The 19,363-nt window shown below is 62.6% G+C and carries 14 protein-coding genes; 2 read left to right on the top strand and 12 right to left on the bottom strand.

Annotated features, from left to right (window positions below):
* The 4 genes from O0882_RS02345 to O0882_RS02360 form a co-directional block, all read right to left on the bottom strand.
* Positions 1-5,306: YDG domain-containing protein (locus O0882_RS02345; RefSeq protein ID WP_289945047.1), on the bottom strand; the 5,306-nt coding region annotated here is incomplete at its 3' end.
* 16 nt (positions 5,307-5,322) lie between these two features.
* Positions 5,323-6,933 carry a ShlB/FhaC/HecB family hemolysin secretion/activation protein gene (locus O0882_RS02350; RefSeq protein WP_289945049.1) on the bottom strand — a complete coding sequence of 537 codons (1,611 nt, stop codon included), beginning with the start codon at positions 6,931-6,933 and terminating at the stop codon, positions 5,323-5,325.
* A gap of 210 nt (positions 6,934-7,143) precedes the next feature.
* Complete coding sequence (locus tag O0882_RS02355; protein ID WP_289946783.1) at positions 7,144-9,339, bottom strand: adenylate/guanylate cyclase domain-containing protein; 2,196 nt, start codon at positions 9,337-9,339, stop codon at positions 7,144-7,146.
* Positions 9,340-9,395: 56 nt separating this feature from the next.
* Entirely contained in the window at positions 9,396-11,018 is a 1,623-nt protein-coding gene (locus tag O0882_RS02360; protein ID WP_289945051.1) for an HD family phosphohydrolase, read from the bottom strand.
* 198 nt (positions 11,019-11,216) lie between these two features.
* On the opposite strand from O0882_RS02360, the gene O0882_RS02365 reads away from it, so the two are divergent.
* Positions 11,217-12,113, top strand: coding sequence for an MBL fold metallo-hydrolase (locus O0882_RS02365; RefSeq protein ID WP_289945053.1), 897 nt, complete (start codon positions 11,217-11,219; stop codon positions 12,111-12,113).
* 168 nt (positions 12,114-12,281) lie between these two features.
* On the opposite strand, the gene O0882_RS02370 is transcribed toward O0882_RS02365, so the two are convergent.
* The 7 genes from O0882_RS02370 to rpsF all read right to left on the bottom strand — a co-directional run bounded on the left by O0882_RS02370 (position 12,282) and on the right by rpsF (position 17,084).
* Complete coding sequence (locus O0882_RS02370) at positions 12,282-13,292, bottom strand: inorganic phosphate transporter (protein WP_141170295.1); 1,011 nt, start codon at positions 13,290-13,292, stop codon at positions 12,282-12,284.
* A gap of 42 nt (positions 13,293-13,334) precedes the next feature.
* Positions 13,335-13,961 (bottom strand): DUF47 domain-containing protein, encoded by a 627-nt coding sequence (locus O0882_RS02375; RefSeq protein WP_010400015.1) that lies wholly within the window; start codon positions 13,959-13,961, stop codon positions 13,335-13,337.
* A 93-nt stretch (positions 13,962-14,054) separates the two neighbouring features.
* Positions 14,055-15,440: a replicative DNA helicase gene (locus O0882_RS02380; RefSeq protein WP_071076107.1), complete on the bottom strand. Its 1,386-nt coding sequence runs from the start codon at positions 15,438-15,440 to the stop codon at positions 14,055-14,057.
* Positions 15,441-15,575: 135 nt separating this feature from the next.
* Positions 15,576-16,031, bottom strand: a complete 456-nt coding sequence (gene rplI, locus O0882_RS02385; RefSeq protein WP_034783456.1) for a 50S ribosomal protein L9 — start codon at positions 16,029-16,031, stop codon at positions 15,576-15,578.
* Positions 16,032-16,058: 27 nt separating this feature from the next.
* Complete coding sequence (gene rpsR / locus O0882_RS02390) at positions 16,059-16,349, bottom strand: 30S ribosomal protein S18 (protein ID WP_010400024.1); 291 nt, start codon at positions 16,347-16,349, stop codon at positions 16,059-16,061.
* A 1-nt stretch (position 16,350) separates the two neighbouring features.
* Positions 16,351-16,674 carry a primosomal replication protein N gene (gene priB / locus O0882_RS02395; RefSeq protein WP_289946785.1) on the bottom strand — a complete coding sequence of 108 codons (324 nt, stop codon included), beginning with the start codon at positions 16,672-16,674 and terminating at the stop codon, positions 16,351-16,353.
* A gap of 20 nt (positions 16,675-16,694) precedes the next feature.
* Entirely contained in the window at positions 16,695-17,084 is a 390-nt protein-coding gene (rpsF, locus tag O0882_RS02400; RefSeq protein ID WP_034750499.1) for a 30S ribosomal protein S6, read from the bottom strand.
* Between the two features lie 276 nt (positions 17,085-17,360).
* Here rpsF and lexA point away from each other — a divergent pair, with 276 nt between their 5' ends.
* Positions 17,361-17,996, top strand: a complete 636-nt coding sequence (gene lexA, locus O0882_RS02405; RefSeq protein WP_071076106.1) for a transcriptional repressor LexA — start codon at positions 17,361-17,363, stop codon at positions 17,994-17,996.
* 66 nt (positions 17,997-18,062) lie between these two features.
* Here lexA and O0882_RS02410 read toward each other — a convergent pair whose 3' ends face one another.
* Entirely contained in the window at positions 18,063-19,304 is a 1,242-nt protein-coding gene (locus O0882_RS02410) for a cystathionine gamma-synthase family protein (protein ID WP_289945057.1), read from the bottom strand.
* Positions 19,305-19,363 lie beyond the last annotated feature (59 nt).

A 19,363-nucleotide genomic window follows, 5' to 3' on the forward strand; every position in this document is an offset into this window, starting at 1 on the left:
ACGCTCAAGGCGTCGCCCTGGATGCGGTCGTCGCCAAAGTTCACTTGCGCGCCCGTCGTGCCGTCATACGTCTTGTTGAGACCAGTAAAACTCACGTTCAGGGTGCGCGCCGCGATGTCGGCCATGGTGCTGCCCGCATTACTGGCCAGCACATAGTTGCCCGCATCGCCACCGCTCAACGCCACATTCGTCACATTCACGGCCTTGCCGGTTCCCGCGTTCCGGTTGCCAAACGCAGAGCTGCCGCTCACGCTCAAGGCGTCGCCCTGGATGCGGTCGTCGCCAAAGTTCACTTGCGCGCCCGTCGTGCCGTCATACGTCTTGTTGAGACCAGTAAAACTCACGTTCAGGGTGCGCGCCGCGATATCGGCCGTGGTGCTGCCCGCATTGCTGCTCAGCACGTAGTTGCCCGCATCGCCGCCGCTCAACGCCACATTCGTCACATTCACGACCTTGCCGGTCCCCGCGTTCCTGTTGCCAAACGCGCCATTGCCGCTCACGCTCAAGACGTCGCCCTGGATGCGGTCGTCGCCAAAGTTCACTTGCGCGCCCGTCGTGCCGTCATACGTCTTGTTGATGCCGTTAAAACTCACGTTCAGGAGGCGCGCCGCGATATCGGCCGTGGTGCTGCCCGCATTGCTGCTCAGCACGTAGTTGCCCGCATCGCCGCCGCTCAACGCCACGTTCGTCACATTCACGGCCTTGCCGGTTCCCGCGTTCCTGTTGCCAAACGCAGAGCTGCCGCTCACGCTCAAGGCGTCGCCCTGGATGCGGTCGTCGCCAAAGTTCACTTGCGCGCCCGTCGTGCCGTCATACGTCTTGTTGAGACCAGTAAAACTCACGTTCAGGGTGCGCGCCGCGATGTCGGCCGTGGTGCTGCCCGCATTACTGGCCAGCACATAGTTGCCCGCATCGCCACCGCTCAACGCCACGTTCGTCACATTCACAGCCTTGCCGCTTCCCGCGTTCCTGTTGCCAAACGCAGAGCTGCCGCTCACGCTCAAGGCGTCGCCCTGGATGCGGTCGTCGCCAAAGTTCACTTGCGCGCCCGTCGTGCCGTCATACGTCTTGTTGAGACCAGTAAAACTCACGTTCAGGGTGCGCGCCGCGATGTCGGCCGTGGTGCTGCCCGCATTACTGGCCAGCACATAGTTACCCGCATCGCCGCCCGTCAGGTGGCCCGTCGTCACCTGATAATCGACCACTTTGCCAGTGCCTGCATGCTTGTCGCGGAAACTGCCCTGCAAGCCGGCCATGGCGACCTGGTCGCCCGTCAGCAGGCCTTCGAAATAGCCATTCAGGCCCGTTTGCAAGCTGCCGTCGTAGACACGGCTCTGCGCACCCGTGACGCCATAGTTCAGCTGGCGCGCCGTGATGTCGGCCGTGGTACTGCCCGCATTTCCATTGAGCACATAGTTGCCCGCATCGGCGCCCGTCAGGTGGCCCGTCGTCACCTGATAATCGACCACTTTGCCAGTGCCGACATTCTTGTCGCGGAAACTGCCCTGCAAGCCGGCCATGGCGACCTGGTCGCCCGTCAGCAGGCCTTCGAAATAGCCATTCAGGCCCGTTTGCAAGCTGCCGTCGTAGACGCGGCTCTGTGCACCCGTGACGCCAAAGTTCAGCAGCTGCGGCGTGATGTCGGCCACGCCTTCCACCGTCGTGGCCGCCAAGCTGTAGTTGCCCAGGCCATTGCCCTCGAGCGCGATGCCGCTCGCGTGCAAGGCCTTGCCGTTGCCCGCGTTCTTGTCGAGGAACACGGCGCTGCCGCTGGCCGTGATGCTGTCGCCCGCCACCACATTGCCCAGCACAAAGCTGGCGTTGCCAAAGCCCAGCTGCGCATCGTAGACCTTGCTGCCGCCCACGCTGACCGTCAGCGCGCGCGGCGTGATGGCCAGGGTGGTCGTGCCGCCCAGACTGATGTCGTACTTGGTCGACCACAGGCCCGTCACATCGTAATTGCCCACATTGCGCGCCGACTGGAAGCCCAGGCTGCCGTTGGCCGCTGTGTCGCCATCGAGCAAGCCCAGATAGGCGAGCGTGCCGTTGAAGCTGGCGAACTGTCCATCGTAGACCTGGCTGGCAGGCTGGCCCGCCGCCGTCACTTGCAGCGGCTTCAGGAAAGCCTTCAGCATCGGCGTCGTGTAGCCGTCATAGATGCGCCAGATGGGCGAGGCGCCGAAGGCAAAACCATCGAAGCTCGACTGGCGCGACATCTGCGCCGCCGTGCGGCCGATGCTGGTACCGCCATCGTTCGCCTGGCCGGAGCTGTCGATATTCCAGTAGGTGCTGGCCAAGGCGCCGCTATTGCTGCCGACCAAGCCGCCCACCGCACTGAAGCCCCCGCCAGCGATGGCGCCGCTGGCATAGGCATTGCTGATGCTGCCCGTGTTCTCGCCAGCCAGGCCGCCGATATGCTCGCGCGCGATCCCGGCATCCGCATTGCCGGCCGCCCCGACCGCGCCGGTGGCGTAGACATCGGCCAGCGTACCCTGGTTGCTGCCCACCAGGCCGCCCAGATTGCGTGCGCCGCTGACGCCGCCGCTGGCGTACGACACGGCAATGCGGCCCTGGTTGATGCCCGCCAGGCCGCCGACGCCATCCTGGCCGGTCACGCTCATGCTGCTTTGCACCTGCTCTATCTTGCCGCCCGCGGCGACCACGCCGGCCACGGCACCCACATTGTTGTTGCCGCTGGCATTGCCACCCAGCAGGTTCAACTGGCGCACCGTGCCTGTCGTACCGTTACCCAACTTGCCAAACAGGCCGGTGTTCAGGTTGCCGTTCGGCGCGCTCTCGCCGTGGATCTGCAAGCCGCTGATGGCATAGCCGGCGCCGTCCAGCACCCCGGAAAAACCGCCCGAGTCGCTATGCGCGATGGGACGAAAACCGGCGCCGTCATTCCAGGCGCCCGTGCCGCTGGCATCGATATTGCCGGCCAGGCGATAGCTGTTACTCAGGTCCAGGCTGGCGATGCCTTGCAAGCCATACACGTCGGCGATGACATACGGTGCGCCCACGCTGCCGTCGCCGTTTGTAGCGCGCAAGAAACTGGCGCCGGGAGCGATAATGAAATTGCCGGCTGAAAAGGCTGGCAGGCCGGTCGTATTTTGCGTCCAGGTGCCGCTGGCCAACCTGAAGGTCGCACCCACATTGACGGCGCCCGCGGCACTGACTGTCGATCCCGCAGTGAGGCTCAGGCTGCCGGCCACAGCTAGCGCATGATCGATCGCGATGGCGCCGCCCGTCATCAGTTGCAAGGTAGCCGGCCCCGTGGCGCCGCTCGCCACCGTCACCGCCTGGTCGACGCCGATGGCGCCTGTCATGGCGGCATGGCCGAGCGTGAGGTTCGCTGCAGAAATAGCATTCAGGTCGGCGCTAGACAGGCTGAGTTTGCCAACCGCCTTGCTGCCAAGATTGATTTCACGGTTGGCCGACTCCGCGCGCAAGGTCACCGCGGCGCCGCCCGCCGCACCGCCGTAGGCCACGCCGCCCTGCAAATTCATGTTATCGGCCTGCAACAGCAATGTCTGCCCCACCGCCGTGCCGACGATCTGTCCGCCGCTGCCATTGAGGACGATGCGTCCGTCGAATTTGTTGGCCCGCAGTTCCGCATTGCCGCCGCCGACATTCAAGCTGCCCGCCACGCCGAAGACGATATCGGCGCCCGTCAGCGCAACGCTGCCGCCCTGGCTGGCAAGGGCCGCATCGACATGCAAGACGGCCGAGCTGCCTTGTGCCGTGGCGCCGCCATTGTCGTTGGCCGACAGGATCAGCGGGCCGCCATTGGTGGTAATGGCCTGGTTGACGTTGATGCTGTTGCCAGCCTGCGCCGTGAGTCCCACGCCAGCCTGGGCGATGGCGACGACTGCGTTGAAGTTGATGTCGTGCTGCGCCTGCAGCACCACATTGCTGGTGGCCGCCGAAATCAGGCCCGCGCCGATAGTGGTGGTGCCCGTCGTCGGCGCATCCGAAAAATCATTGACGCCGCTCAGCGCGCCGCCATTGCCGGCGACCACGTCGATGTCATACGGATCGAGCAGCCAGTCACCCGTCTTGCCGCGCGTCGCGCGGGCGCGCGTATCGACCCTGGCGCCATCGACGGCCAGATAGTGCCCCGAGGTTTCCACGAAACCGCCATCGCCGCCGGCCGCACCGCCGCGCGCGGAAATGCTGCCGTGCACCTGGGCCGATTCATTGCCCCAGGCGATGACCTTGCCGCCGTTGCCGCTGACAATCGCATCGGCATGGACGCTGGCGTCCTTGCCGACGAGTACTTGCCGCGCATTTTGCACGGCCGCGTTCTTGCCCTGGTAATCGCCGCCCAGCAAGACCGTGCCGCCGCCCGTGGCACCGCTGGCGTCGACGTGCGCATTGCCCAGCAAACCCACCTGCTCGCCCAGCACGCGCACCTCGCCGCCCTTGCCGGCCGCGCCCGTGGCGCTGGTCACGCTGCCCGCTTCGAGCAAGGCCTTGCCGCTGGCCTTGAGCACGATCCTGCCGTTCTCGCCGACGACGGCGCTATTCGCGTTGAGCACGCCGCGCTGGCTGACCAGCGCGCCGGCCATGCCGATGCCGCCGCCCTGGGCGATGATCTGCCCCAGGTTCAGCGCCTGGTCCGTTGGCGCCGAGACCAGCACGCGCAATTGCGGATTGCCGGGGTCGGCCAACTGCACGCTGCGCCCGGCCGCCAGGATCACTTCGCCATTCGGCGCCGTGATGATGCCCGTGTTTTCCACGTTCGGTGCGATCAGCAGCACTTGTCCGCCCTTGCCCGCATTGAGCACACCCGCATTGCTGACGCCGCCGGCCACGCCGCCCGCCGCGAACTGGCGCTTGCCGGCCAGGAAATCCTCGTTCGTCATGCCCAGGCTGGAGGCCACCAGTCCGTTCACATCCACTTTCGCCCCCTGGCCGAAGACGATGCCGTTCGGGTTGATCAGGAAGACCTTGCCGTTCGATTCGAGCGCGCCCAGGATCTTGCTGGGGTCTTGTCCTGTAATGCGGTTGAGCACGGCGCTATTGCCGTTTTGCTGGATGAAGCGCGTGATTTCGCCCGCATGGATGGAAAAACTCTGCCAGTTGATGATGGTATTGGGCGTATTCGTGATCGAAAATACATTGCCCTGCTGGTTGAACGTCGCCTGTCCATTGACCACCTGCGGCAAGGCGGGGTTGGCCTGCGCGGCGCCGAAGCAACCGGCCAGCAGCAGCGCCAGCGCCGTGCGGCGCAAGGGCGGCGCAAAGGGGGACGAAAAAGATGGCGTCAGGACGAAAACGGAGGCGTGCTGGACGTGATTGTGCATGGTGTTCATCCTGATGCTAGTAGGCCAAGGCGAGGCGGAAATGCAGGCGGTTGGCGCCCCGCTGTCCCGTGTCGCCGCCATTGACGACATGGGCGTAATCGAGTTGCAGATTGGCGTAGCGGCTCAACAGCAAACGCAGGCCGAGGCCGCCGCTGGCGATGCCTTGCGACGCGCTTTCGCCGGGCAGCCCATGGTTGCGGCGCAGCCAGGCCGTGTCATAGAAGGCCAGCGCGCGGCATTGGTAAGCGAGCGCCTGGCCGCACCAGTTCGGCGTGTACAGTTCCAGGTTCAGGTTGACGCCCGAATCATTGGCCACCTCGCGCTCGGCAAAACCGCGCACGGACGCGGCGCCGCCGGCGCCGAACTGCTCGCCCGGCACCAGCGCGTCCGGGGTGACTTGCGCGTTGACCAGCGCGCGCCATTGCCAGTCGTCGGCCAGCACGCGCCCCGTGCTGGCGCTCAGGCGCACGGTGTTGTAGGCCGCCTTGGCATGTGCGCGCACGCGGTCGAAATCGGCTTGCGCGCCGTGCTTGCCACCGGGAATGTTATGCGCGAACGTGACGGCCACGCTGGTCTCGCCCGCGGGCACTATCCAGTTGCCGATGTAGCTGACGCTGAGCGGATGCACGCTGACGTCGGCGCCCAGTTCCATGCCGAACAATTGCACGCTGTTGCGGTAAGCCTTGTAGTCGATGCCATACACGAGCTTGGGTTCGAAATCTCCGCTGCGGGCAAAGTTCTGGTTGTAGCGGATGCCGGCCATGCTGCCCTGCCCGCTGACGGCCAGGTCGAAAATACCGGCCGAAACGCTGCCCGAATCGACGTTCGAGTAACTGGCAAAAAAATCCATCGAGTCGCCCAGCGCATACAGCGGCAAGTGGTAGCCGGCGCCATACACGCCCACCTTGTCCGGCTTTTCCAGGCTGCTCGTGTATTGCAGGCTGGCCACATGATCGCGGCCGAACAGGTTGGCATGCTGCAGCACCACGCCCACGTGCGTCTTGCCCGTTTGCGCACTGCCCGTATTGTCCACGTTGAGCATGGCTTTCCAGGGCTTTTCATCGGCCACCGTGACGATGGCGTCGATGGCGCCCGCCGGCTCGTCGGCCTGCAGCCGCACCTCGATCTTGCGCGCCGGGTTTTCATTGGCCAGCTTCAGGCTTTGCGACAGGGCCGGCAAGTTCGGCGTCTCGCCTTCGCGAAGAAACGGCAAGGCGCGCCGCACGTTGGCCTCGTCGACCCAGGCATTGCCGTTGATGACAAGCTTGCCCAGCGGCGTTTGCAGCACGCTCAGGCGCACCACGCCACGTTCCAGTTCCTGTTCGGGCAATTGCACCTGCACGGCGCTGTAACCTCGCTCACGGTAGGCCCCCTCCAGCGCCTCGACGGCGCGGGCGATGTCGGAAAAGTCGTGCTGTGCTCCCACATAGGGCGCCAGCAGGGCTTGCACCTGCGCTTGCGTGAGCAGGGTGTTGCCCTGGACGTCGAAGCGGCGGATGTCGAAGCGCGGCACGCCGTCCTCCTGCATCGCAGGAGCAGCTTCATCCATGGAAACGGCAGCGCCGGCGGCGCCGACGGCGAACAGCAGCGCGGAACCCGCAAGCAGGTGCACCAAACGATAGGTCATGTGTAGGATTTCTTGTGTAACCGGACAAGCGCGCGGCCCGCAGGCGCCAGCGTATCCGGCAATGGATTGAAGGCAAATTTTAGACGGCTTTTAGTTTCTAGTCAGAAATTTCTAACATTTCGCCGGGATTTTCATCGCAGTGCAGCAAACAGTGTGCCCGCAATGCTGAAAAATGGCGCCATTGCCTGCGTTCCCGCCACGACCGCAGGCTTACTTGCTATTTAATACGGTCACGCCGTCCCAGTCGGCAGGTGGCGGCAGGTGACGATAGTGGTCCAGACGTGCCGCGTACAGGCGGTACAGGCTATCGTCGGGAAAGTCCGCCTGCAAGCGGGCCAGCTGCGCGCTGGCGGCGGCCCAGTCGCGCGCGCGCAGCATAGCCAGCACCGCGTGCCAGCGCTCCAGCTGCGCCAGCTCTGCCCCGTCGGCGTCGGCCAGCAGGCAGCGCGGTTCGAAGATGGCCACGGCTTCCTGCTTGCCCAGCACGCGTATGCGATCGATTTCGCGGTAGACAAAGTCCGCAGCGGCGGCGCGCGTGGCCTGGCCCACGACGATGCCCACGCCATACAGCTTGCTGGCGCCTTCCAGGCGCGCGGCCAGGTTGACGCTGTCACCCATCACCGTGTAGGCGCGGCGGATGCGCGAGCCCATGTCGCCCACATGCATGGCCCCTGTATTGATGCCGATACCGATGCGCAGCGCCGGCCAGCCGCGCGCGCAAAACCGCTGGTTCAGCCGCGCCGCGCTGCGCTGCATCAACAGGGCGCTGGCCACGGCGCGGTTGGCGTGATCGCCAAAGGCGACGGGCGCCCCCCAGAACGCCATCACGGCGTCGCCGATGTATTTGTCCAGGGTGCCGCCATGGCTGTCGCGGATATCTTCCGACATGGCCGTCAGGTATTCATTGATATATTCGCGCAGCGCGGCCGGTGCAAGCTGCTCGGAAATGGCCGTGAAACCGCGCACGTCGGCAAACAGCACCGTCAGTTCGCGGTTCTCGCCCTCCATGGTGTAGCGGCGCGGATTGTCGGCCATCTCGGCCACCAGCTCGGGCGCCACATATTCGCCGAAGCGCGCCACCAGCGCGCGTCCCTTGCGCACCTCGAAAAAATAGCCCCACGCCAGGTTGGCGATGAATAGCGCAACGATCAGCAACAGCAGCACGGCGCCGCCCAGCACCAGGTCGTGTACGGCGTACAGGTACAGGTTGATGGCGATGGCGGCCGCCAGCGCGCCCACGGTGGCCAGCATCACGCCGGCCGGCGGCAGCACGGCCAGGGCGCCCGCCAGCAACAGGCCAAACAGCACGATCTGCACCAGTTCGAGGGCCAGCGCGTAGTCGGGCCGCGCCTTGAAGCGCCCGTCGAGCATGGACTTGATCAGGTTGGCGTGCACTTCCACACCCGGATATTCCGCATTCACGGGCGTGGCGCGGATATCGTTCAAGCCGGGCGCCGTGGTCCCCACCAGCACGATGGCGCCCTTCAGCAGCGCAGGCGGCACCGTGCCGGCCAGCACGTCGGACGCCGACACATAGCCGAAGGCGCCGCCAGCGGGACCACCCGCGCCGCGGTACTGCACCGTGGTGGTCAAGGCTTCGCCCACGGGGATGGCCAGCGCGCCGCGCGGCGTAAACAGCATGATGTGTTCGAGGCCGCCGCTGGCCAGTGCGCGCGCCGACAGGGTATCGGCCGTGCCCATAAAACGGGGGGCGATGGCGCGCGCCCGCAGGTAGACGGCGACGGTGGCCAGCGACAGCGACGGATAATAGCCGTCGCCGATACGCTGCAACAAGGTCGAGGAACGCACCACGCCATCGGCATCGGTCAGCGCCGTGAAGATACCGGCGCCTCGCGCGGCCGCCTGCAGGGGCGCGATATTGGCTTCGTAACCGCGCGCCACGTAGGCCGTCACGCTGCGCCCGTTCAAATCGGCCACGGTGAAGGCCGGTTTGGGCAGCACGCCCTTTCTTTGCTGCTCCGAGACGCTGTAGCCCAGCACCACGGGCTGGCCGCGCATGGCCTCGGCAAACAGGCCATCGTAGTCCATGGCCGGACGCAGCTTTTCCAGCTGCGCCGGCAAGCCGGCCACGCCCGCCAGTTCGCCGCGCGCCAGGCCTTGCAGCACGGCGTAGCCGGAACTGGTGTCCGCTTCGGGAAACGCGATATCGAAGCCCAGCGCGGCGACGCCGTAATGCGCGGTGAGCTGGCGCACCAGGCGCGCCTGGATATCGCGGCTCCACGGGAAGCGGCCCACCCGGGCCAGGCTTTGCTCGTCGATGTCGACGATGACGATGCGGCGGTCCAGCTGCGGCGTCTCGGCCCGCATGCGCCAGTCGCCCAGCATGGCATCGAGCCGCGCGATATTGTCGTTGCCGGCCAGGCACAGCATGGCCGCCGCCAGCATCAGCAACACGCCCAGCAGCGACCGCGCCCCGTGCTTGCGCCAGGCCAGCGACAGCTTCAAGGGGTATAGCCCGGAATGGCCGCCTCGTCGACGGCATCGATCTGGCTCGGATGCATGTGCTTTTCAGCGAAGGTCAGATAGACTTTGCTGCGGATGAAAACGTCGAACAGCTCCGGGTCGATATGCCCGTTCAGGCTGAAATTGCCAAGGATGCGCAGCGATTCGGACAGCGACTTGCCCTTCTTGTAGGGCCGGTCGCGCGCCGTCAGCGCCTCAAAAATGTCGGCAATCGCCATCAGGCGCGCCGGCACCGACATCTGCTCTTTCGTCAGCCCGCGCGGATAGCCCTTGCCATCCATGCGCTCGTGGTGGCCGCCCGCATATTCGGGCACCTTCTGCAGGTGCTTGGGCCACGGCAGTGCTTCGAGCATGCGGATCGAGACGCTGATATGGTTGTTGACGATGGCCCGCTCGGCCGCCGTCAGGGTGCCGGCGCGGATGGTCAGGTTTTCCGTCTCGTCGGCATCGAGAAAATCGCGCAGTTCGCCGTCGGCCGCGCGCCAGCGCCGTCTGGCGATCCGCCGCACGCGCTCCTGGTCGGCCTGCGCCATGCTTTCGCCGCCGATGTTGACCGTGCGGATGAAGTCGCGCTCTTCGCGCAGGGCCGCCTGTTCCTGCGCCAGCGCGCGGGCAATCGCATCCTTGCATTCCGGCTGTGCCGCCTGCTGGCGCAGGGCCGCGATCTCGGCGTCGCGCAGCAGCACTTCGTAGCGCGTGTCGATCAGGGCGATACGATCAAAAATGGTTTCCAGCTTGGTGGCCTTGTCGACCACGTGCACGGGCGTGGTGATCTTGCCGCAATCGTGCAGCAGGCCGGCCAGCCACAGCTGCTTGCGCTCGTTGTCGCTGAGCCGGAAATCGGCCAATGGCCCGCTCTCGGTCGCATGCGCGGCGTCGGCCAGCAACATCGTCAGTTCGGGCACGAACTGGCAGTGCCGCCCCGTGTAGGGTGACTTTTCATCGATGCCGATATTGATCAGGGTAACGAGCGATTCGAGCAGCTCTTCCAGCTGCGAAATGAGCAGCTGATTCGTCAGCGCCACGCCCGCCTGCGCGGCCAGCGCCTCGATGAAGCGCTGGTCGGTGGAGGAAAAGGCGCGCACCTGGCCTGTGTCGCCATCCAGGGCATTCACCAGTTGCAGCACGCCGATCAGATCGCCCTCGTGGTCACTCATGGGCACCGTCAGGATCGATTGCGTGTGGTAGCCATGGTGACGGTCAAAGTCGCGCATGCCGGAAAAATTGAAGCCCTCGTCGCGGTAGACATCGGCGATGTTCACGCTGCGGCGCATGTTCGCCGCATACGCGGCCACCGAGGCCAGGTTGGGCTGACCAGCGCCATCGAACAGGGGCACGCCCGGCAAGCCCATGTCGGCCCCCTGCGCGATGCCCAAACTGTCGTTGACGCTGATGTCGAACGCCAGTTGGCGGCCCTCGGCCATGGGCCGGTACAGGGTGGCGCCATCGGCACCGCTCATGCTTTTTGCCAGCAGCACGATGCGCTGCAATAGCGGTCCGATATCGCGCCCCTGGCCACCGAGGCCGTGGCCAAGCGCGACACTGAGTTCGGTCAATTGCTCCAGTCTGTGGGCGATTTTCTCAGGGTGCAACTGAGGCATGTTGATGGCAATCAGGTAATGGGCAAGCAAAAAAGGAGAAGTCGGCAAGCGCCAGTGTAACGGTCACCCAGCGCACTGTACATTACTTAGTTGCAACAAAACGAAATAACTTTCCGTATCGCAACATACATAAATGTTGCCGCCAATTTCATTAATTAGAATAGAATCAACAATAATTACACCGTAACAAGGTACTGAATGAAATTCACGTTCAGGGGCGTGCGCGGCTCCATCCCCTCCCCCGGCCCGCGCACGGCGCGCTATGGCGGCAATACCACATGCATCGAAGTACGCACCGACAACGATAGCCTGATCATTCTCGATGCGGGCAGCGGCATCTTCTCGCTGGCGCAGCAACTGCCGCCCGGCCTGCCGGTCGACGCGCACGTCTTCATCACGCACAGCCACTGGGACCACATCCACGGCCTGCCCATGTTCAGCCCCCTGTTCGTGGCCGGCAACCGCATGCGCCTGCACGGCGCGTACGATGCCGTCGCCGGACGCGGCATCGAGCACGTGATGGCGGTGCAGCTGCAAGGCAGTTATTTTCCCGTCAGCGAAGCGGCCATGGCGGCCAGCATCGAATACCGCACTCTGGCGCCCGGCGAAACCGTCGAGGTGGGAGGTGCATGCGTGCGCGGCGCGGAAATGAACCATCCAGTGGTCAACCTGGGCTACCGCATCGACTGCGGCGGCGCTTCGCTGTTTTTCAGCGGCGACCATGAACCGTTCTACAACCTGCATCCGCCGGGCCATGCCGAGCATGCGGCCTGCACCGAGCGCAATGTGCAGCGCCAGGCCGGCATCGACGCGGTGGTCGCCGGCGTCGATGCGCTGATCATGGATTGCTCGTACACGCGCGAAGAATACCCGGCCAAGCAGGGCTGGGGCCACGGCACCTTCGATGCCGCCTTCGACCTGGCCCTGCGCTGCGGCGCGCGGCGCCTGTACTGCACCCACCACGAGCCGACCCGCAGCGACGAGCAGCTCGAAGCCGTGTTTGCCGACGTGATGGGCCGCTATGCGAGCCGCCTGGATGGCTTGCAGGTGTTCCTCGCCTGCGAGGGGCTCACGGTGGAACTGGCCGGCGCATAAAAAAAGGAACCTTGCGGTTCCTTTTTTTGAATGTACCCAGTTGGCCCAAGGCCCTCTGAAAACCGTAGCGAGCAAGCCCGATATCGGATTGAGTAGCGAAGCTGTACTTTAGTACAGCGAGCAACGGAGATTCGATAGTGGGCTGCGCAGTAGGTTTGCAGAGGCGCCTTACATGATGTGGTGGCCAATCCACCAGGCGACTGCCGCGACGAAGGCCGAAGCGGGAATCGTGAAGATCCAGGCCCAGACGATGTTGCCCGCGACACCCCAGCGCACGGCCGACATTTTTTGTGCCGAGCCGACGCCGACGATGGCGCCCGTGATGGTGTGCGTGGTCGACACGGGAATGCCCAGCGCCGTCGAGACGAACAGGGTGATGGCGCCGCCCGTTTCGGCGCAGAAGCCGCCGACGGGTTTCAACTTGGTGATCTTCTGGCCCATGGTCTTGACGATGCGCCAGCCGCCGAACAGCGTGCCGAAGCTGATGGCCGTGTAGCACGAGATGATGACCCACAGCGGCGGCATGGCGTCGGCCGCGTTCGAGTAGCCGGCGGCGATCAGCAGCATCCAGATGATGCCGATGGTCTTTTGCGCATCGTTGCCGCCGTGGCCCAGGCTGTAGGCGGCCGCCGATGCCAGTTGCAAACGGCGGAACCATTTATCGACCTTGCGTGGCGTCGAGCGCACGAAGATCCACGACACCAGCAGCATCATGATCGAGCCGAACACGAAGCCCAGCACGGGTGCGATGACGATGAAGGCCACGGTTTTCCACAGGCCGGCCGCGACCAGCGCGCCCGTGCCCGACTTGGCGACGGCGGCGCCCACCAGGCCGCCGATCAGGGCGTGCGAGGACGACGATGGAATGCCGTAGTACCAGGTAAACAAATTCCAGAAGATGGCGCCCATCAGCGCGCCGAAGATCACGTACTGGTCGATCACCGTCGGGTCGATCGTGCCCTTGCCCACCGTGGCGGCCACGGTCAGCTGGTGGAACACGAAAATGGCGACGAAGTTGAACGTGGCGGCCATGGCAACCGCGGTCTGCGGTTTCAATACGCCCGTCGAGACCACCGTGGCGATCGCGTTGGCGGCATCGTGGAAGCCGTTCATGAAGTCAAACAGCAGCGCGAGGGCGATCAACAGGCCTAGCACGTAGATGCTGATTTGTATGGTCATTGTAGTTTCTTTTCTGATTCTGGTTCAGGACAGGCCCAACGCTTACGCGTTTTCGACGATGATGCCTTCGATAATATTGGACACATCTTCGCAACGGTCGGTCACGGTTTCCAGAATTTCGTAGATCGCTTTCAGCTTGATCAGGTTGCGCACGTCCGGTTCGTCGCGGAACAGTTTGGACATGGCGGCGCGCATCACATGGTCGGCGTCCGATTCCAGGCGGTCGATCTCTTCGCAGATGGCGACGATCTTGCGCGAGTTGTCCATGTTGTGCAGCATGGCGACGGCGTCGCGCACCTTCTCGGTACAGGCCAGCACCAGTTCGGCCAGGCGCTTGGCTTCCGGCGTGACGGCTTTCAGGTCGTACAGCGAGACGGTTTGCGCCGCATCTTCCAGCAGGTCGAGGATGTCGTCCTGGCGCGTGATCAGCTGATGGATGTCGTCGCGGTCGATCGGCGTGATGAAGGTCTTGTGCAGCATTTCCACGGTGGCGTAGGTGACTTTGTCCGCCTGTTTCTCGATGCTTTCGATCGCATGTACGCGGTTTTCCAGGTCATCGAAATTGGTCATCAGGCCGAGCATTTCTTTAGCGCCCTTGACGCACAGTTCCGCGTGCTGGTTAAACAATTCAAAAAACTTGCCCTCAGTGGGCATCAAGCGTCCAAACATGTCATTCTCCGTTAAGCATTGAGTCGTGTTATTTACTACAGAAAGCCGCCCCGTATGAGGGGGCGGCCAATGGAATATCAGTGCTGCTGAGTCTTAGTCGCCTTGGTAAAGCGCCAGGCCACCACTGTAATTGCCAAATTTGGTGTACTGCCCCATGAAGGTGAGGCGGATGCTGCCGATCGGACCGTTACGTTGTTTACCGATGATGATTTCGGCCGTTCCCTTGTCTGGCGAGTCGGGGTTATACACCTCGTCACGGTAAATGAACAGGATCACGTCGGCATCCTGCTCAATAGCGCCCGATTCGCGCAAGTCCGACATCACGGGACGCTTGTTCGGGCGTTGCTCCAGCGAGCGGTTCAGCTGCGACAACGCGATCACGGGACAACCGAGTTCTTTCGCCAGGCCTTTCAAGCCCCGTGAAATCTCGGAAATCTCCGTGGCGCGGTTATCGCCCGGGCTATTGGCCGACATTAGCTGCAAGTAATCGACGATGATCAGGCCCAGCTTGCCGCATTGACGCGACAAACGGCGCGAGCGGGCCCGCAATTCGATCGAATTCAAGGCCGGCGTTTCATCGATGTACAACTGCGCGTCGTTCATCTTTTGAATCGCATTCGTCAGGCGCGGCCAGTCTTCGTCGTTCAGGCGGCCCGTGCGCAGACGATGCTGGTCGAGCTGGCCGACGGAACCCAGCATACGCATGGCCAGCTGGGCGCCGCCCATCTCCATCGAAAACACGGCCACGGGCAAGCCGCTGTCGATGGCCACGTTTTCGCCGATGTTGACGGAAAACGCCGTCTTGCCCATCGAAGGACGGCCCGCCACGATCACCAGGTCGCCCGGCTGCAGACCGGAAGTCATGCGGTCGAGGTCGATGAAACCGGTGGGCACGCCCGTGATTTCACTCTGGTTGTCGCGGCTGTACAGCTCGTCGATACGCTCGACCACCTGCGTCAGCAGGGGCTGGATGGCGGTCCAGCCCTGGGCGCCGCGCGCGCCTTCTTCGGCGATGGCGAAAATCTTCGATTCGGCCTCGTCAAGCATCTGCTTGACTTCCTTGCCTTGCGGGCTGAAGGCCGTGCCGGAGATATCGTCGGCGACGGTGATAAGTTTGCGCAGCACGCCGCGGTCGCGCACGATCTCGGCATAACGCCGGATGTTCGCGGCCGATGGCGTATTTTGCGCCATGGCGTTCAGGTAAGCGAGTCCGCCCACATCATCGGCCTTGCCGAGCTGGGTCAGGGTTTCAAAAACAGTAATGACATCGGCTGGCCTGGAGCCGTTAATCATCTTGACGATTTGCTCGAAGATGATGCGATGGTCATAGCGATAGAAATCCTCCGCATGCATGAAGTCGGCGATGCGGTCATACGCTGCATTGTCGCGCAACAGACCACCGATAACGGATTGTTCTGCTTCGATCGAATGCGGCGGAATACGGAGGGAATCCAGTTGCGGATCAGAGGGGGCGTTCATGGCGCGAATTATACCCGCTTCGGCGTGCTGGCAAAAATAAAGGGCTGAAATTGAGCGAAAAAAAGGCCACAAAAAAGCCGGGCGAACCCGGCTTTTCATAGTACGGCAATGCTTGCGGGCCAGGCCCGCAGACAATTACGCGTTCGCGTCTGGTACGACAGCGATAACGACTTCCACGACCACGTCGGTGTGCAGAGCAACCGAAACGTTGTGCTCGCCAACGATCTTCAGCGGGCCGGTAGGCATGCGGATTTGTGCTTTTTCAACAGCAAAACCTTGCTTGGTCAGCGCTTCAGCGATGTCGAAGTTGGTGACGGAACCGAACAGACGGCCATCGACACCAGCTTTTTGAGCAACTTGAACGGTCAGACCGCTCAGTTTTTCGCCCTGGGCTTGCGATGCGGCCAGTTTGGCGGCAGCAGCTTTTTCCAGTTCGGCGCGCTTGACTTCGAATTCAGCCACAGCGGTTGCCGTGGCACGACGTGCCAGGCGTTGCGGGATCAGGAAGTTACGTGCGTAACCGTCTTTGACTTTGACGACTTCGCCGAGGTTACCGACGTTAACAACTTTTTCTAACAGAATGATTTGCATAGTTCTTCTCCAGGAATATCTGACCGATTAAGCGTGGTGCAGATCGGTGTATGGCAGCAGCGCGAGGAAGCGAGCGCGCTTGATTGCGGTGTCGACTTGGCGCTGGTAGTGCGCTTTGGTACCGGTCAGGCGTGCTGGCATGATCTTGCCGTTTTCTTGGACGAAGTCTTTCAGCGTGTCGACATCTTTGTAGTCGACTTGCTCAACGTGAGCTGCGGTGAAGCGGCAGAACTTCTTGCGTTTGAACAACGGGTTTTGCTGTTTGCGTTTTTCTTTAAGCTTGAGCTTATTTTTGTCGAACTTTTTACCGAATGCCATGTCAGGCTCCTGTATCTAAATATGCGCTAGTCGGGGTGACTGCACTAAAATCAATGATGTGAAACACCAAACTCTTGCTGTTGCGGCTCTTCCTGGCCAGGAAACCCGTGAACTGATACACCCCGCCCAAGCTTGCCTGGCTGAACCGGCCTGAGATTTCGCCAGCGGCTAGCGCGGCAACATCAAACTCGGTCAAACGGGCAATCCCTGCTTCCATCTGCTGCGAACTGTGTTGCAATACTGCATTCACAATCGGCAGCCCTGCCGGGGTATAGCGCAATATTTCGCGCTCGGCAATGATGGCGGTGACTTGTAGCTGGTTCAGCGCACGATCCTGGTCAGAAATTAAGCTGCTGCTGCGGCTGGAGCGGCTGCTGGTGCTTCGGTGCGGTGGCTTTTGGCCGCGTCTTCGCGTTGTACCGATTTCATCATCGGCGAAGGAGCTGTTTCAGCTTTCTTCATTTTAACGGTCAGGTGACGCAACACGGCATCATTGAATTTGAATGCTGTTTCCAACTCGACCAGGGTCTCGTTGTCGCATTCGATGTTCAGGCAGATGTAGTGTGCTTTAGGCAGCTTTTGGATCGAGTAAGCCATTTGACGGCGGCCCCAATCTTCCACGCGGTGAACCGAACCGCCGCGGGTGGTTACGCTGGCTTTGTAGCGTTCGATCATCGCGGGCACTTGCTCGCTTTGGTCCGGATGGACGATAAAGACTATTTCATAATGACGCATGCAAACTCCTTCAGGTCGGATTGATAATCGCCCACCCCGGCGTCAAGACGGGTGTGGGAAGGTCAGCCGAAGATTATAACCGCCTTTTGCAAACGTTTCAATCATTCCTTCAACAAGCGGTCCATGCACGGGGCCAGCCAGACGCTTTTTCCTGCGCATTCCAGTATTTCGCACGAAATTCGCGCAAATAAGGCAAATTCCCTTGCATAGTGGGCGATACTGTACAAAAATACAGACTGTTCATATAGACAGCATTTTAGTATGCACCCACCGCTCATGATCAAGCTGACAGCACGACAAGAACAAATCCTGAACCTGATCAAGGACGCGATTGAAAACACGGGTTTTCCTCCCACCCGTGCCGAAATCGCCAATGAACTGGGTTTCAAATCGGCCAATGCGGCCGAAGAGCATTTGCAGGCCCTGGCCCGCAAGGGCGCGATCGAGATTTCACCCGGCACCTCGCGCGGCATCCGCCTGATCGGTGCGGCAGCCGAAGCGCCGGCATCGAAGGTACCGGCAGCCCTGCTGATGTCGCTGCCCCTGATCGGCAGGGTGGCGGCAGGCTCGCCCATCCTGGCACAGGAAAACCTGGAAGCGAGCTACAACGTGGACCCGGCCCTGTTCTCGGCCAAGCCCGACTTCCTGCTGAAGGTGCGCGGCTGGTCCATGCGCGACGCCGGCATCATGGATGGCGATTTATTAGCCGTCAAGAAGGTCGACAGCGCCAAGAACGGCCAGATCGTCGTGGCCCGCATCGGCGACGAAGTCACCGTCAAACGCTACAAGAAAACGGGCTCCGTCATCGAACTGCTGCCGGAAAACCCCGACTTCAAGGTCATCACCGTATCGCCGGAAGATGAGTTTGCATTGGAGGGCCTCGCCGTCGGACTGATGCGCAGCTGGCATTAAACCACTGTCCGTAAAAAAGGGCCGCAACAGCATGACTGTCGCGGCCCTTTTCATTTGTCCGCCTGCTTAGGCATCGAGTGCTTGGAGGAAATCCTCGAGCAAATCGGCCTCATCCTCGATACCCACCGACACGCGGATCAGCGATTCGGCGATGCCCATGCTGGCACGGCGCTCGGCACCCATCTCATAAAAGATCGTGTGGGCGACGGGAATGACCAGGGTGCGCGTGTCACCGAGGTTGCTCGCTGGAATCGCCAGATTCAGGCGATTCAGGAAATCGAAGCAGTCGATGCCCTCTTTTAATTCAAAGCTGAACAGCGAGCCATAGCTGCGGAACAAGTCCGTCGCCAGCGCGTGCTGCGGGTGCGACGCCAAGCCAGGATAGTGCACTGCCGCCACTCTAGGGTCAGCTTGCAACATGGTGGCCAGCGCCAGGGCGTTCGAGCAGGTGCGGTCCATGCGCAAGGCCATGGTTTCCGCGCCCACGGCGATATGGTGCGCCGCCTCCGGGCCCAGCGAGGCGCCGAAATCGCGCAAGGCCTTGGCGCGGATTTGCGCGATGCCCCACTGGGCTGGCGCCGCCTTTTTATAATTGTCGAAAATGTTCGGGTACCGCGTCCAGTCGAATACGCCCGTGTCCGTCAAGCTGCCGCCCAGCGCATTGCCGTGGCCGCCGATGGATTTCGTCAGCGCATTGACCACCAGGCCCGCGCCCACCGCTTTCGGGCGGAACAGGTAAGGCGTCGTCATGGTGTTGTCGACGATGTACAAGATGCCCTTCTCGCGGCACAAGTCACCGATTTTTTTCAGGTCGGCGATCTGCGTGCGTGGATTGGCGATGGTTTCCACGAACACGATGCGCGTGGCCGGCGTGATGGCGGCCGCCACATTGGCCACCTCGGTGGCGTCGACAAACGACACGGCGATGCCCTGCCCCGTCACCGTCTGCCACAGGCTGTTGGTGTTGCCAAACAAAAAGGCCGACGACACCACATGGTCGCCCGCGCGCAGCAGCGACTGCACCACGGCGCCGATGGCGCCCATGCCGGTCGCGAAGCACAGGGTAGCCACGCCATCTTCCATCTTGTTGACCTTGTCTTCCAGCGCGGACACCGTCGGGTTACCCTGGCGGCCGTAGCGGAAACCGGGCTCCTTGCCCTGGAACACGGAAGCGAGCTGGCGTGCGTCGCTGTAGCCGAACGCGACGGAGGTGTGCACAGGCTTGTGCAGCGAGCCGTGCTCGATACCCTTGCGGCGGTCGTTATGCAGGATGGTGGTGGTAAAGCCGTAGGTTTTTTTGGTGGTCATGGTGGAAGTTCCGGATATTCGATTTGCCGCTTAACCCAAAGCAAATGCCGGGGTCAGAC

The sequence above is a fragment of the Janthinobacterium sp. SUN073 genome (genome assembly GCF_030397665.1).
Classification (GTDB): Bacteria; Pseudomonadota; Gammaproteobacteria; order Burkholderiales; family Burkholderiaceae_D; genus Janthinobacterium.